The 15,368-nt window shown below is 57.2% G+C and carries 13 protein-coding genes, 1 other RNA gene and 1 riboswitch; of the genes, 9 read left to right on the top strand and 5 right to left on the bottom strand.

All coding sequences use genetic code 11. The annotated features are described in order from the left end of the window. Positions 1 to 7 precede the first annotated feature (7 nt). Complete coding sequence (locus ACR0EV_RS18575; RefSeq protein WP_480801464.1) at positions 8 to 1,771, bottom strand: DNA polymerase III subunit gamma/tau; 1,764 nt, start codon at positions 1,769 to 1,771, stop codon at positions 8 to 10. 172 nt (positions 1,772 to 1,943) lie between these two features. On the opposite strand from ACR0EV_RS18575, the gene ACR0EV_RS18570 reads away from it, so the two are divergent. Then, the gene (locus tag ACR0EV_RS18570; protein ID WP_480801463.1) at positions 1,944 to 2,444 is read left to right on the top strand and encodes a protein-tyrosine phosphatase family protein; all 501 of its coding nucleotides are present in this window, start codon (positions 1,944 to 1,946) and stop codon (positions 2,442 to 2,444) included. Between the two features lie 2 nt (positions 2,445 to 2,446). Here ACR0EV_RS18570 and ACR0EV_RS18565 read toward each other — a convergent pair whose 3' ends face one another. Then, entirely contained in the window at positions 2,447 to 2,854 is a 408-nt protein-coding gene (locus ACR0EV_RS18565; RefSeq protein ID WP_480801462.1) for a hypothetical protein, read from the bottom strand. Between the two features lie 91 nt (positions 2,855 to 2,945). After that, positions 2,946 to 3,166: riboswitch (cobalamin riboswitch) on the bottom strand. A 133-nt stretch (positions 3,167 to 3,299) separates the two neighbouring features. Here ACR0EV_RS18565 and ACR0EV_RS18560 point away from each other — a divergent pair. Beyond that, complete coding sequence (locus ACR0EV_RS18560; protein ID WP_480801461.1) at positions 3,300 to 4,160, top strand: alpha/beta hydrolase family protein; 861 nt, start codon at positions 3,300 to 3,302, stop codon at positions 4,158 to 4,160. A 48-nt stretch (positions 4,161 to 4,208) separates the two neighbouring features. On the opposite strand, the gene ffs is transcribed toward ACR0EV_RS18560, so the two are convergent. Both ffs and ACR0EV_RS18550 read right to left on the bottom strand, forming a co-directional pair. Beyond that, positions 4,209 to 4,307: signal recognition particle sRNA small type (gene ffs / locus ACR0EV_RS18555), an RNA gene on the bottom strand. A gap of 39 nt (positions 4,308 to 4,346) precedes the next feature. Continuing rightward, the gene (locus tag ACR0EV_RS18550; protein ID WP_480801460.1) at positions 4,347 to 6,215 is read right to left on the bottom strand and encodes a bifunctional 2',3'-cyclic-nucleotide 2'-phosphodiesterase/3'-nucleotidase; all 1,869 of its coding nucleotides are present in this window, start codon (positions 6,213 to 6,215) and stop codon (positions 4,347 to 4,349) included. Positions 6,216 to 6,398: 183 nt separating this feature from the next. Here ACR0EV_RS18550 and nudC point away from each other — a divergent pair, with 183 nt between their 5' ends. Together nudC and ACR0EV_RS18540 are read left to right on the top strand one after the other, a co-directional pair. After that, positions 6,399 to 7,382: an NAD(+) diphosphatase gene (gene nudC / locus ACR0EV_RS18545; RefSeq protein WP_480801459.1), complete on the top strand. Its 984-nt coding sequence runs from the start codon at positions 6,399 to 6,401 to the stop codon at positions 7,380 to 7,382. Positions 7,383 to 7,419: 37 nt separating this feature from the next. Next, the gene (locus ACR0EV_RS18540; RefSeq protein WP_480801458.1) at positions 7,420 to 7,887 is read left to right on the top strand and encodes an SRPBCC family protein; all 468 of its coding nucleotides are present in this window, start codon (positions 7,420 to 7,422) and stop codon (positions 7,885 to 7,887) included. A gap of 155 nt (positions 7,888 to 8,042) precedes the next feature. Here the strand turns inward: ACR0EV_RS18540 and ACR0EV_RS18535 are convergent, their stop codons facing one another. Beyond that, positions 8,043 to 8,876, bottom strand: a complete 834-nt coding sequence (locus ACR0EV_RS18535) for a prephenate dehydratase (protein WP_480801457.1) — start codon at positions 8,874 to 8,876, stop codon at positions 8,043 to 8,045. A gap of 120 nt (positions 8,877 to 8,996) precedes the next feature. Here ACR0EV_RS18535 and ACR0EV_RS18530 point away from each other — a divergent pair, with 120 nt between their 5' ends. From ACR0EV_RS18530 to ACR0EV_RS18510, 5 genes are all read left to right on the top strand, one after another. Beyond that, positions 8,997 to 9,509, top strand: a complete 513-nt coding sequence (locus tag ACR0EV_RS18530; RefSeq protein WP_480801585.1) for a c-type cytochrome — start codon at positions 8,997 to 8,999, stop codon at positions 9,507 to 9,509. Between the two features lie 170 nt (positions 9,510 to 9,679). Further along, the gene (locus ACR0EV_RS18525; RefSeq protein WP_480801456.1) at positions 9,680 to 11,584 is read left to right on the top strand and encodes an extracellular solute-binding protein; all 1,905 of its coding nucleotides are present in this window, start codon (positions 9,680 to 9,682) and stop codon (positions 11,582 to 11,584) included. 1 nt (position 11,585) lies between these two features. After that, positions 11,586 to 12,680, top strand: a complete 1,095-nt coding sequence (locus ACR0EV_RS18520) for a microcin C ABC transporter permease YejB (protein WP_480801455.1) — start codon at positions 11,586 to 11,588, stop codon at positions 12,678 to 12,680. Next, complete coding sequence (locus tag ACR0EV_RS18515; RefSeq protein WP_171095968.1) at positions 12,681 to 13,787, top strand: ABC transporter permease; 1,107 nt, start codon at positions 12,681 to 12,683, stop codon at positions 13,785 to 13,787. After that, positions 13,784 to 15,361: an ABC transporter ATP-binding protein gene (locus tag ACR0EV_RS18510; protein WP_480801454.1), complete on the top strand. Its 1,578-nt coding sequence runs from the start codon at positions 13,784 to 13,786 to the stop codon at positions 15,359 to 15,361. Before ACR0EV_RS18515 ends, ACR0EV_RS18510 begins: the two co-directional genes overlap by 4 nt. Positions 15,362 to 15,368 lie beyond the last annotated feature (7 nt).

The following is a 15,368-nucleotide window of genomic DNA, read 5'->3' as shown; positions in this document are numbered from 1 at the left end:
CACCGGCTCAATCCTCTTCGAACGGGTCCCACTCGTCCTCGACTTCGGGCAGTGCCTCGGTCTCGACTTGGGCGGCGCGCTGTTCCGGCGTCTCGATCTTTGTGATCCTGGCCTTGGGAAATTGAGCCAGTACAGCCTGAACCAGTGGGTGTTTTTCTGCTTCGGCTTTCAAAGCCAGTTCTGCCTTGTCCCGAATTTCCGCTATCGTTGCGGCGTCGCCGTCCGAGACAATCGAAACGGCCCACCTATTGCCGGTCCAGCGTTGCAGGGCCGAACCCAGGCGTGGTGCAAGATCTGTCGGGGCCTGCGCGGCGGGGGTGAACTCGATCCGACCAGGTTGGTAAGACACAAGCCGCACGCCGTTTTCCACTTCGACCAGCAGTTTTACGTCACGGTTGGCACGGATCAGTTCGACCACGTGATCAAAAGTCGGGTACCGGGCGAGGGCCGTCTGCACATCCTGGGCCAATGCAGCAACCGGCGCGCCGCTTTGGCCGCGAGGGGGCGAAACGTAGGAAGGCGCCGGGGCCGCGCTGGCCTGCGCTGGCATTGCACCCTGCCGGGACATAGAAGCGCCGCCATTTGGCCCACCGGTTGGCGGCGTTGGAGTGTCCTGCAGCCGTTTGATCAGTTCTTCAGGGCTGGGCAAATCGGCCACGTGGGTCAGGCGGATAACGGCCATCTCGGCAGCCATCATCGCGTTTGGTGCGGCCGAGACTTCTTCGAGCGCTTTGAGCAACATTTGCCACATCCGGGTCAGGACGCGCATCGGCAGCGCTTCGGCCATTTGCTGACCACGGGTCCGTTCATCCGGGGAAACGGTTGGGTCTTCGGCAGCGTCGGGCGTAATTTTGACGACGGATACCCAATGGGTAATTTCAGCCAGATCGCGCAAGACGGCCAAAGGGTCTGCGCCTTCTGCGTATTGACTGCTCAGCTCCATCAGCGCACCCGCGGCATCGCCACGCAGGATCATGTCCATCAGGTCCAGAACGCGGCCACGGTCCGCAAGGCCCAGCATCGCGCGGACCTGATCGGCAGTCGTTTCGCCCGCCCCGTGCGAAATCGCCTGATCCAGCAGCGAAGTTGCATCCCGTGCCGATCCTTCTGCGGCACGTGTGATCAGCGCCAGCGCGTCTTCGGCGATTTGGGCACTTTCGGCGGTTGCGATCTTTTTTAGAAGCCCGATCATATCCTCGGGCTCGATCCGGCGCAGGTCGAAGCGCTGACAGCGGGACAGAACCGTGACCGGCACTTTACGAATCTCGGTGGTAGCGAAGATGAACTTCACATGTTCAGGCGGTTCCTCGAGCGTCTTGAGCAGCGCGTTGAAGGCGCTGGTCGAGAGCATGTGGACCTCGTCGATGATGTAGATCTTGTAACGCGCGCTGGCGGCGCGATAGCGGACACTGTCGATTATTTCGCGAATGTCATTCACGCCGGTTCGGCTGGCGGCGTCCATCTCCATCACGTCGACGTGGCGGCCTTCCATGATCGCCACGCAATGTTCGCATTGCCCGCAAGGCTCGGTCGTCGGGCCGCCATTGCCGTCGGGGCCGATGCAGTTCATACCCTTGGCGATGATCCGCGCGGTGGTTGTTTTGCCGGTGCCGCGAATGCCGGTCATGATGAAAGCCTGCGCAATCCGGTCCGCTTCGAACGCGTTTTTCAGGGTGCGCACCATGGCATCCTGACCCACCAGATCGGCAAAGGTTTCCGGGCGATATTTGCGGGCGAGAACCTGATAGGCGGGGCTGGGCGTGTCGGTCATGTTTTCTCGGTCGGATTCGGTACTTCGGCTCAGCGTAGTGGCCGTCGCCTTCCGCGTCCACCGCGAGGCGCGATGATTTTTGATTTAGATTCCGACCGGATTCGCACTAAGCTTTTCCAACAAAATTTAAGACTCATATTTGTAAAGAGTTCCTGGTGGAGGACACACGTTCATGTCGCAGCTGGTTATCTATGCCCTGCAAGTCGCAGGAGGAACGCTGGCCCTGACGTCGATACCCGGACGTGGCGGGGATTATGAGACGGATCTGGACACGATTGCCGCGTGGAAGCCGGGGCTGGTTATTTCAATGACGACGGATGTCGAGATGCTTCAGCACGGGGCGCAGGATTTTGGCAGCGATATCCAAAGCCGGGCCAGCCGGTGGGTTCATCTGCCGATCGAGGACTTTGGCGCACCCACTGCGGCGGTTGAAGAGGCGTGGCCAGATGTCAGCGCCGCCGCCCGGCACGCTCTGGCTGGCGGAGGTCGGGTATTGGTGCATTGTCGGGGCGGCTGCGGCAGGTCGGGGATGGTTGTCCTGCGTCTGATGGTCGAGTGCGGCGAACGGGCGGACAAGGCGCTGGAGCGTTTGCGGTCGCTGCGCCCCTGTGCCGTGGAAACAGACGCGCAGCTGGCTTGGGCGGCCCGGGTTTCCCCGGCGCAGGTGGTGTGACCTCAGGCCGAAAGCTGTTCGGGTGCGTGTACGGTTTTCCGGGGCCGTAGCGTTGCAACCTCGATCATCGCGCAGGGTGGGTTTGCAATGATGCCGGATGGCAGGGTGCGGAACGTGTTTCCAAAAATCAGATCGGCATAGAGGTTCAGGTCGTCAATCGCTGCGTCGGGTTGCGTGTCACAAAACACGCGAACACCGTCTGATTGCGCCTGGAAAATTGCCTGGCACCCTTCGGCGCAATGTGAAAGCTCACTACTGCCGTCAAACTCGAAGTCGTCGCCAGTGGCAGCCGAAGCCTGTGTCATGGCCTCCGAGATCGAGCGCGCCAACCGCGCCAGGGCGGGGCAGGTTTTACCTGTCCGCTGACATACCGTTGCGCTGTATTCATGCGTCTTTGTCTTCCAGATCATCCTGCGCCCTCCGCGCGTGGTGGACAGAAGGATCGGGTCAGGTGGGACGGCAAAGTGCAGTCAGGACCTGCCCGGACACCCCGCCCGAGTTTCGGTTTCAGTTCCGATGGCAGGTCTCCTGACTTGCGGGTCATTGCTTTGCCGACCTTCCCAGCCCTTGGGGCCAGTGGCGTTTCGGCATTGCTCACCGCTTACAGTTGCGGGGGCAGTCGCGGAATTGGTTAGCGTCCGGATGACCAGACGGAACCGCACCGTGTTCCCTTTTCATCCCGACCCCTTGTGGGGGGCAGGAACCATCACACAATCGCTAGCGTCTGACCCAGTTCCGAGTCAAGCGGATCTTTGGCCCCGACGTTTGGTCATGCTGGATGGGTGAAAACTTCCCGCGTAGAGTTTCCGTCATTGAAGGTAAGCCAGCCGTTTTATCAGCGCAGGGTCAGGGATCATGTTGGATACAGAGCAGACGGTTTTGACCGAAGAGTTCCTCTTTCCGTCCGGGTCATCAACCCTTTCAGCACGCCTGTACCGACCTTTGTCTGAACCCAGCACAGTGGTTGTGCTGAACAGTGCCACAGGCGTGCCACGCGACTATTATCGCCACTTCGCGCGTTGGCTGGCCGCCGAGCGCGGTATGGCATGCCTAACCTATGATTACCGGGATTTCGGGCACTCTTTGAATGGCCGCATGAAGGATGCGGGTGCGACAATGGCGGATTGGGCGTTGATCGACATGCCAGCGGCGCGGGCGGAAATGCGCAGGCGTTTTCCCGATGCGCAACAATGGACGATCGGTCATTCTGTAGGTGCCATGCTGGGACCCGTACAGCCCGATATCGACAAAATCGACCGGATGATTTGTGTGTGTTCTGGGCTTGTGACCCTGAACGATCACCCTTGGCCTTACCGTGGGTTGGCCGGGGTCTTCTGGTATGGGCATGCGCCATTGTTGGTCAAAGCGCTTGGTTATTTGCCCGGAAAGGCAATCGGCTTTGGGGCGGATTTGCCGGCCTCGGTCTACTGGCAATGGCGCAAATGGTGCACCGCACCTTCGAGCTACTTGCCCGAGATCGGGGCTGGGCTACCTGCTGCGCGGTGGACAGAAGCTGAAAAACCGGTGGATCTTTTTACCTTTGAAGATGATCAGATGGTACCGCCCAAGGCGGTATGGCGGCTTGCTGATCTCTATGGACCCAAAGCGAAACGACACCTGCTGAAACCGGCTGATTTCGGGTTGTCTGAGGTTGGGCATATTGGCGCTTTTTCCCGATGCAACGCGGCCCTCTGGTCACGCTTTATCGACGCCTGAACGAGCTTGGGGTGACACTGAATATCACCCGTTACGTACAAAGTGGGAAAGTGAGAGGTTGGACATCGACCCAAGCGGGGCTCGTTGTGGCTGCTTCCTTCCGGACCTGACCAGGTTGGCGAGGCGCTCGCCCGCGCCAACCTCTCGACTCTGGATATAGGGAAGGCGAGGGCAAAAGACAACCCGTCAGAACGTGAGGCGGATACGCTCGAATCCGGCGTCATCGGGACTTAGCAATTGGGCGTTGAACATGCGCAGCTCATCCATGTGTTCAAGGGCACCGGGACCTGTTCGCAGCAAGGCATTTACACCCGTTTGAGCTGTCAGAGTAAACGGATAGGGGAGCCGCGCTATGGGATCGGGGGGAAGGCGATGCGACAGGTAATCCCGCAACAGGTCCTTGATATCGAGCGGCGGTAGGTTGATGCGTTGGGCGGCAGAGGCGGCAGGAAAATGTCCGCCTCCACTGGCGCGGTAATTGTTGCTGGCCAGGACAAACCTTTGTGCGGGCTGAATAGGTTGGCCACCGATTGTCAGGTTGTAGATTCGTCTGTTGTCAGGGTCTATGAGCCGACCGTCACTGTCAAAGCGTGCAGGTTGCGATGGATCGATTTGGTAGGACAGGCCGAAGATAACGTCGAAATTGTAACCGGCACGTTCAGGGTTGATGAGATCCGCTTCTGTATCTGGTGAAAGCTGGTTGAACACGCTTGCCGACATTTCCAGCCAATCCAGCACGTCGGCACCGTTGATCTGTAATGCGCGCAGTTCATTGGGAAACGGATACAGGTCCGCAACGTGACGCAGGCATATTTCCCCCGCCGGGACATCTGTATAATGCCGAGGGCCAGCTCGCCCACCGCTTTTCCCGGGCGCCACGGCTGACAACAGCGGCAACTCGCCCAACGCCGACCCTTGCAGGTATGGACGCAAAGCGGCAGCCTGTGCCGCAGCGACCAGGGCCAAGCCGCGATCCGGTGCGCAAAAGCTGAAATAGCTGTGCATGGTCTCTGGTACGAGCGCGACGGGTTTGGCGACCGCGTTACGTGTTTGACGATGGGCGTCGGCGAACAGACGCACTATATCCTGGTCTTCCTCGACCGCGATTCCGCTCGCGCAAACCGGGCGCAGGTCCACGCGACATTCTTCAATGTTTAATCGGCCATTCGGTTGCGGAGAAATAACAAGATCGATGACACCAAGATAAGATCCGGCCGACCCGGCCATGACAACCGGGGTTTCATGCACCAGCCCGTTTGCGTGATCGAGATATTGGGCGTTGGTATCGGTGCGACTCGGAAGGGTCAGATGCGTATGCCCGGCGACAATGGCATCGATTCCGTCGATGGCGGCCAAGGGAATTATGGCATTCTCCATCCCTTCCACCGGCTCTGTTTGGCCCAGGCCGGAATGCGCCAGAGCAACGATAAGGTCACATCCTTCAGCGCGCAGTCGTTTTGACAGGTCGCGTGCCGAGGACAGGATGTCTTCGGCTGTGACCTCTCCGTTCAGGTGATGCTCTTCCCAGCGGGTGGTTTGAGGCGGAAGAACGGATATCAAGCCGATGCGAAGGGGCATATCTTTGCCACCCAAAGGCACGGTGCGGTCCAGTATCGCAAATCTCTGCCATGCTTGCAGGCCACCCGATCGATGCAGGTTGCTGCACAGGACAGGGCAAGGGGCTTGCGAGATGATATTGTCCAATACCGGCAGCCCAAAACCAAAATCATGGTTGCCGAGACCTATGGCGTCGTACTCCAGCGCCGCAAAGGCTTGCATTATTGGGTGCGGCATGTCGTTCTGGGCCGCCCATTCGCCCAACGGCGTTCCCTGAAATGCATCTCCGTTGTCTACCAACAGAACCAACGCATCACTTGCTTCTTGGCGGGTTTTGCGGATCAGGCTGGCGGTGCGCGTCAATCCTAGCGTCGGGTCAGGAGTATCGGTGTAATAGTCAAAACCTGTCAGGTTCATATGCAGGTCGGTTGTTGCCAGAATACGCACATGCCCACGGTTTTTTTCGGAGGACACCTGCGTCGAAGGGTTTTGCTTCACTTTGAATGGTCTGCTTTTGAATAGGGTTATTGATTAAATCTTACAAAGCGTAACCTAAATGATTTTTCCGGGGCCGCCATGCGGCTTTTCAGCGGCAGATATGCGTGTTGTGCGTGTTTGAATTGCCATTGCAACACGGTCTGAGACATGGCAGCCCTGTGCCAGGGACCAAAAGGAATTCCAATGAAAAACGCTGAGCAGGTGACCTTTGGCGGCTCGGGCCTGAACCGAGCGGCCCATACGCGCGGGAATGCCGAAGCTTTGACAGCGGCGCAACGCCACCCGGCGGCGCGGTGCATGATGATCTGGCGCGGGAAAGTTCTGGTTATGGGCCAAGGGCTGGATCAGCTTGCTTTGCTTCCGATGACGCACCCGCTGGTCGGTGCGGGACCTGGTGGGGTTATTGAAGCTCCTGTTTTTTTGGGCCTGTCAGCCGAAGACGCGCCTTTGTTTGCGGTGGATATTTCGGCCTGGACGGCAGAAGGTCTGGACCTGACCGGTTTGGGAGAGTTCGTGGACAAGTCCGAGCAGCAGCACCCTGATTTGCCAGAGGGATACGTGTTTGCCGAATTGCGCCGGATCATGACGCGATTATCGCCGCGCGATGCCGAATTGGCGGCAACGGCCAAAGCCGTTATCGGCTGGCACGAAACTCATCGGTTTTGCGCGCGCTGTGGGGCTGCCAGCCAGATGTCTCAGGGCGGTTGGCAACGCAGTTGCCCGTCATGCGGTGGGCAACATTTCCCGCGCACCGACCCGGTGGTGATCATGCTGATCACATATGGGGACAGCGTGCTGATGGGTCGGTCTCCGGGCTGGCCCGAGGGGATGTATTCGCTATTGGCGGGATTTGTCGAACCCGGAGAAACGCTGGAAGCTGCCGTGCGCCGCGAGGTGATGGAAGAGGCGGGCGTTCCGGTCGGGGACGTATCCTATCTGTCCAGTCAACCCTGGCCATTCCCGGCTTCGCTGATGTTTGGCTGCGCGGGCGAGGCACTGGCGCGTGACATCGTGATTGATCCCGTTGAGATTGAAGAGGCGATGTGGGTCAGCAAATCCGAGATGATGCAGGCATTTGCCGGGGATCATCCAAGCCTTTTGCCCGCCCGCAAGGGTGCAATTGCACATTTTCTGCTTGAGAACTGGCTTGCGGATACGTTGGACTGACGAAATATTGGCGCGGCCATAAACATCAAAGGGTATCATGCAGTTTTCAGCCCGTGAGGATATCGAAGCCCCCATTAACGCAGTGTTCGACATGGTGTCGGATTTCGGACGGTTCGAACGTATGGCCATGCGCCGGGGAATCGACGTACGGCGCTTGGGGTCCGAAGCGGTCTTTGTTGCCGGGACTGAGTGGCAGACAGAGTTCAAGCTGCGCGGCAAGCTGCGCCAAATGTCGGTGGTGATGACGGATTTTGACCGGCCTTCGCAAATGCGATTCGAAGCTTCCAGCAAGGGCATGACCGGTCTGACCAGTGTTGATTTTCTGGCCCTGTCGCCGCGCAGAACACGGCTGAGCCTTGAGATGTCACTGGCGGCCAAAACCCTGCCTGCGCGTCTGTTGCTGCAATCGGTGAAACTGGGCCAATCCCGGTTCCGCAAACAGTTGCAATCCCGGTTAAGTGACTTTGCACGCGAGTTGGAGCAGCGGCATCTGCACGGTGCGTAGAAAAACGCTGTTGCGCTGTTTCATAACGCGATTGAGCAGAAGATGCAGTTTGCCAAGTCGAACGCCCACGTGCATAAGCGTGATGATCGCTTGCTACGTGGCTAGGCGCAGCAACGCGCGCCAATCTGAATTCGCCAAGTCGAAGGAAGAATAATCTAGCCGCGCGGTTGCGCTGCCGGATAGACGCCTAAGATTTCCACGTTGGTTGTGAAGTGTTCCAACTCGTCCATTGCCAATCGAACGTTCCGGTCATCCGGGTGACCAACGATATCAGCATAAAACTGAGTCGCAGTGAATGATCCATCAACCATGTAGCTTTCCAACTTGGTCATGTTGATCCCGTTGGTGGCAAAGCCGCCCATCGCCTTATACAGCGCAGCTGGGATGTTGCGGACCTGAAAAACAAAACTGGTGATCATGCCATGTTCGCCGCGACGCGACAGATCGGCCTGACGCGACATCACAAGGAAACGGGTCGTGTTGTCGTCATTGTCTTCGATATTGCGGGCCAGCACATTCAGGTTGTAGATCTCACCAGCCAGTTCGCTGGCCAGCGCAGCAGAATGTAGGTCGCCCACCTCGGCCACTTCGCGCGCCGCGCGGGCGTTGTCGGGGCTGACACGTCCGCGAATGTCGTGCTGTTTCAGGAACCCCGCGCATTGCGGCAGCAGCACCAGATGGGAATGTGCCTCGGTAATGTCTTCCAGTTTTGCGCCGGGGACGCCCAACAGGTTGATATGTACCCGCACAAATGCTTCGTCGATGATATGCAAGCCACTATGAGGCAACAGCCGGTGAATATCGGCGACTCGTCCGTAGGTCGTGTTTTCAACCGGCAGCATCGCCAGATCCGCCGCACCCGAACGAACCGATTCGATCACATCTTCGAAAGTACGGCAGGGTAGAGCCTCCATTTCGGGCCGAGCGTTGCGGCAGGCTTCGTGGCTATAGGCGCCCGGCTCACCTTGAAATGCAATGCGATTGGTCATTTGGTCGATTCCATGCAACAAGTTCGCGATTTGGTCGTTTCGTCGCGGTGTCTATACCTTGCCTCTCGCAAGGGGAAGCCTTAGACAGCAGCCCAGACAGCTGAAATGGACACGCGATCAATGTTCGACACGATGACAGTTACCAAGGCCGCCGCAGGCCTGTTCGGCACTTTCCTGGTGCTGCTTCTGGCCAAATGGGGGGCGGATGTCCTCTATTATTCCGGTGGCCACGGCCACGCTGAGGCCGCCTACATTATCGAAACCGAAAGCTCGGGCGAAAGCGCTGATGGCGAAGAAGTGGTCTTCGAAGACATGCTGGCCGCCGCTGACGTCGAAAAAGGTGCAAGAGTGTTCCGCAAATGCACTGCCTGCCACAAGCTGGAAGACGGCGCTAACGGCACTGGCCCTTACCTCTATGCCATTGTGAACCGTCCGGTTGCTTCGGCGAAAGGGTTCACAGGTTACTCGGCCAGCATGCAGGCGCATGGCGGCAACTGGACGCCTGAAGCTCTGGATGCCTTCCTGGAACGCCCAAGCGCTTACATCTCGGGCACATCGATGAGCTTTGCGGGTCTGAAAAAGCCGCAAGATCGCGCAGATGTGATTGCCTACCTGCAGACAATCGGCAACTGATTGCCCGTCAGATCAAAGATTTCCAAGGCCGCTGCCCTGTGCAGCGGCTTTTTTTGTCTGAAGGAAACTTCACAAAGCGCTCACGCATTCTAAACTTGAAACTGTTAGCGTTGGCACTTTAGCTAGCGGTTACGACATTGGTGAAGACACTGACCGAGAGGACGAGCCACATGATATCCCTGACGCCTGCTGCACGTGATCTTAAATTACGGCCTTGGGCTAGCATATTGGGGCTGTGCACGGCTTTGATCGCTCCGCAAGTCGTTCAGGCTTTGGATGAGGGTGTCACTAGCAGTCATGGGTACTCCTATTTCGGCAATCTGGATTATCCCGCTGACTACACGCATCTGAATTACGTGAACCCGGAAGCTCCCAAAGGCGGCGAGCTTTCTTTGGCGGCCTCGGGCACGTTCGATTCTCTCAACCCCTATTCGCGAAAGGGGCGCGCCGGCGCATTGACGACACTGCAATATGATCGCCTATTTGATAGTGCAGATGACAGTGTCGGGCAATATTACGGAGTTTTGGCAGAAAGTCTGGAGTATGACGAAGGGCGCAACTTCGTCATCTTTCACCTGCGACCCGAAGCAACCTTTTGGGATGGCACTCCGGTAACCGCGGAAGATGTCGTCTATAGCCATCGCCTGTTCATCGAACAGGGCTTGCCGTCGTACGCGCAGGCTGTGGGTCGTATGGTGACAGGGGCGGAAGCGCTGGATGAACATACGGTCAAGTTCTCGTTTAATCCCGAAGTAACCCGCCGCAGCCTGATAGAAACAGTCGGCGCGACCCCTGTATTTTCCAAGGCATGGTTCGAAGCGGATGAGTCCAGGCGTTTGGATGAACCGCGCCTGGAAGTAGCGGTTGGATCAGGTCCGTATAAGCTTGATAGCTACGACATCAATCGTCGGATCGTCTACAAGCGCCGTGATGATTATTGGGGCAAGGATCTGCCGTACAATGTTGGTCGGAACAATTTCGACACAATCCGCGTCGAGTATTTTGCTGATCAGACCGCGGCGTTCGAAGGTTTCAAAGCCGGTGAGTACACGCTGCGTATCGAAAGCGATCCCAAGCTTTGGGCGACGGGCTATGATTTCCCGAAGCTGAGCGAAGGCGTGGTCGTTCGCGATGAAATCGTGGATGGCAGCCCGCCGACCCCGTCGGGTTTTGTTTTCAATCTGGGAAAACCGCAATTTGCAGACAAGAACGTACGCAAAGCCCTTGCCTTAGCCTTTAATTTCGAATGGGCAAACGAGTCTTTGCTGTTCGGGCTGAATGCGCCACGCAATTCCTTTATTCAGGGTACCCCGCTTGAGGCAAAAGGTCTGCCTGAAGGTGATGAACTAGCGTTTTTGCAAGCGTTGGGTGACGTCGTACCTGCTGACCTTCTGACAGAACCTGCTGTTTTGGCGCACGAGTCAAACCCTGCGCGTCTGAACGATAGGAGAAATCTACGCAAAGCGGCGAAAATACTGGACGAGGCCGGTTGGCCTGTTGGTGATGGCAATGTGCGGCGCAATGCCGAGGGGCAGACATTGAAGGTGAATATCCCCTATCCTTCAAACCTGCCGACATCGACTGCCACCATGATCGAAACCTATGTTCAGAACTTGCAGTCTATTGGTGTGGACGCTTCGGCTGAAAAGGTTGACCCGGCGCAGTACACCCTTCGCAGCCGCGAGCGGGACTATGATATGGTCTATTCCACACGCTACGGGTCATTCCTGTCCACTGGCGGAGGGTTAAGCCAGATGTATGGATCGGAAGAAGCTGCATTCAGCCTCTTTAATCCAGCCGGGTTGGCCAGCCCCTTAGTAGATGCAATCATCGAAGCATCTTTCGAAACCGACAATCAGGCGGACCAGGACACAGCACTGACGGCGCTTGATCGCGCCTTGCGTTACGAGTTCTTCGTGGTCCCCGTGGGATTCATCGCTGATTACTGGACGGCATACTACGATATGTACGAATACCCCGAAAACCTGCCGCCCTATTCACTGGGTCATCTGGATTTGTGGTGGATCAATCCGGAAAAAGAGGCTGCGTTGAAAGCGAAAGGCGCACTGCGATAACATGGGCGCCTATATTTTAAGACGCTTGTTGCTGATCATTCCGACCCTTTTGGGCATCATGATCGTCAACTTCACGCTGGTACAATTCGTGCCGGGTGGACCGGTCGAACAGATCATCGCGCAGATCGAAGGTCAGGGGGACGTTTTTGCCGGATTTGCGGGTGGGGGCGATGCTGGCGCCGGTTCTGAACCCGCAGGTGGTGTTTTCGACGATAAATATGTCGGCGCACGCGGCCTGCCGCCCGAATTTATTGCTGAACTTGAGAAAGAATTCGGATTCGACAAACCGCCTCTGGAACGTTTCCTCATCATGATGGGCAACTATCTGACCCTGGATTTCGGGCAGAGCTATTTCCGTTCGATTAGCGTGATTGATCTGGTGCTTGAAAAGATGCCGGTTTCAATCTCATTGGGCCTGTGGTCGACCCTGATTGCCTATTTGGTGTCGATCCCTCTTGGTATTCGCAAAGCGATAAAAGATGGATCACAGTTCGATACCTGGACCAGCGGGGCGATCATCGTGGCCTATGCGATCCCGGGCTTTCTGTTTGCGATCCTTCTGCTGGTGCTATTCGCGGGTGGGTCTTACTGGCAGATCTTCCCGCTGCGCGGTCTGACCTCGGACAACTGGGAGAGCCTGAGCCTGTTCGGCAAGGTTGCAGATTACTTCTGGCACATTGCTCTGCCGACAATTGCGCTCACGATCTCGGCCTTTGCGACGCTTACGCTGCTGACCAAGAACTCGTTTCTGGATGAAATCAAAAAGCAATATGTCATGACGGCCCGTGCTAAAGGTCTGAGCGAACGTAAGGTGCTTTATGGCCATGTCTTTCGAAACGCGATGCTTATCGTAATTGCCGGGTTCCCGGCGGTGTTTATCGGCGTGTTTTTCGGTGGTTCGATCATTATCGAGACCATCTTCTCGCTGGACGGTCTGGGTCGTCTGGGGTTCGAGGCTGCAGTGGCGCGGGATTATCCGGTGATTTTTGGCACCTTGTTCATCTTCGGGCTGATGGGGCTGGTTGTCGGGATCATCAGCGATCTGATGTATGTGCTGGTCGATCCACGCATCGATTTCGAAAAGCGGGAGGGGTAAATGGCACTCTCCCCTCTGAACCAGCGCCGCTGGAGCAATTTCTGCCGCAACAGGCGCGCGTTCTGGTCGCTGATCATCTTTTCGGTGTTGTTTGGTTTGTCCTTGTGCGCCGAGTTCATCGCAAATGACAAACCCATCCTCGTGAAGTACCGGGGTGATTTCTATACGCCGATCTTCAACTTTTACGCGGAAACCGAATTTGGTGGCGATTTCCAGACTGAAGCCATTTACCGCGACCCCGAAGTTCAATGCCTGATCGATAGCGGCGGACTGGAAGAGTGTTTCGACGACCCCGAAGGTATCATCGAACAAATCGACGCCGGGACTTTCCAGGCGGAAGGGTTCGAGCGTGGCTGGGCGCTTTGGCCGTTGATCCCATACTCCTTCAATACGTCGGTAGACCGACCAGGGGCCGCGCCCTTACCGCCCAACGGTCAGAACCTGTTGGGCACGGATGACACCAAACGCGATGTGCTGGCGCGCGTGATATATGGGTTTCGCCTGTCGATCCTGTTCACTCTGCTTGTGACTGGTGCCGCCAGCCTGATCGGCATTTTCGCTGGTGCCATTCAAGGGTTCTTCGGCGGTTGGCTGGATCTGATCTTTCAGCGGATCATCGAGATCTGGTCAGCAACCCCGTCGCTGTATGTGATCATCATCATGTTCGCGGTTCTGGGCCGAAGTTTCTGGTTGCTGGTCGCGTTGATGATCCTGTTCAGTTGGACCGGGTTGGTCGGCGTGGTGCGCGCGGAGTTTCTACGCGCGCGAAACCTTGAATATGTGCGCGCTGCGCGGGCACTGGGCGTGGGCAACATGACCATCATGTTCCGTCACATGTTACCTAACGCAATGGTGGCTACCCTGACGTTCATGCCGTTCATTGTCACAGGAACCATCGGCGGCCTGGCTTCGCTGGATTATCTGGGCTTTGGTTTGCCATCTTCCGCACCGTCTTTGGGAGAGCTGACCTTGCAGGCAAAACAGAACCTGCAAGCCCCGTGGCTGGCTTTCACAGCCTTTTTCACCTTTGCCATAATGCTATCGCTGCTGGTCTTCATTTTCGAAGGTGTGCGGGATGCGTTTGATCCTAGAAAGACCTTCTCATGAGCTTGCTGGATGTGAACAACCTCAAGGTCTCGTTTCGGCAGGACGGTCAGGTCAGCGCAGCTGTCAAAGGCGTTTCCTTCACGGTAGATCGGGGTGAAACCGTTGCGTTGGTGGGCGAATCCGGGTCAGGGAAATCCGTGACGGCTTTGTCGACAGTGTCACTGCTGGGTGACAGCGCAATGGTCGAAGGGTCTGTGACCTATGATGGGCAAGAGATGATTGGTGCGTCCGAGCAGCATCTTATGGATGTGCGTGGCAATGACATCAGCTTCATCTTTCAGGAGCCGATGACCTCGTTGAACCCGCTGCACACGATTCAGAAGCAAATGGCGGAATCGCTGGCGCTGCATCAGGGCGTGACCGGTGAGGCTGCACGGGGGCGGATTTTGGAGCTGCTGACCAAGGTTGGTATCCGCGACCCCGAAGACAGGTTGGACAGTTATCCGCACCAATTGTCTGGTGGGCAACGGCAGCGGGTGATGATCGCAATGGCGCTGGCCAACAAGCCGGACATCCTGATAGCCGACGAACCGACAACGGCGTTGGACGTGACCATTCAGGCGCAGATACTCGAATTGCTGGCCGAATTGCAGAAATCCGAGAATATGGGGATGCTGTTCATCACCCATGATCTGGGAATCGTACGCCGGATTGCCGACCGTGTTTGTGTGATGAAGGATGGTGAGATTGTCGAAACCGGTGTCACGCAGGACATCTTTGACAACCCACAGCATCCCTATACCCGGAAACTTTTGGCCGCCGAACCTTCGGGTCAGCCCGAACCGGTTGCCTCAGACGCGGAAGAGGTCGCGCGCACCGATCACCTGAAGGTCTGGTTCCCAATCCAGCGCGGATTTCTGAAGCGTACTGTTGGCTATGTGAAGGCGGTGAATGACGCCACGCTCAGCGTGCGCGCGGGTGAGACTTTGGGCATCGTCGGCGAAAGCGGCTCGGGTAAGACCACGCTGGCGCTGGCGATCATGCGCCTCATTGCGTCCGAAGGCGGCATCACCTTCCGCGATCAGGATGTGCGAAGATGGTCTACCCGCGAATTGCGCAGGTTGCGCAAGGATATGCAGATCGTGTTTCAGGACCCGTTCGGCAGCCTCAGCCCGCGCATGACCTGTCAGCAGATCATTGCGGAAGGTCTGGCCATTCACAACATTGACCCTCACCGCGCCCCGCGTGAGCTGGTTGCTGAGGTAATGACCGAAGTGGGGTTGGATCCCGCCGCGATGGACCGGTACCCGCATGAGTTCTCAGGCGGACAGCGCCAGCGTATCGCAATTGCCCGCGCGATGGTTTTGCGGCCCAAACTGCTGGTGTTGGACGAACCGACCAGCGCGTTGGACATGACGGTTCAGGTTCAGATCGTTGATCTGCTGCGTGATCTGCAGAAGAAATATGGTCTGGCTTACCTGTTCATCAGCCATGACCTGAAAGTCGTACGGGCCATGTCGCACAACGTAATCGTCATGCGAAATGGGTACGTCGTGGAAATGGGTGCGGCCGAGGCTTTGTTCGAAAACGCCCAGACCGATTATACGCGCGAGTTGATCGCAGCGGCGGGCTGAGACCAGC

Source organism: Ruegeria sp. CF8 (genome assembly GCF_056537285.1).
The sequence above is the reverse complement of the archived record's forward strand: the minus strand, read 5'-3'. Positions and strand labels throughout refer to the sequence as shown.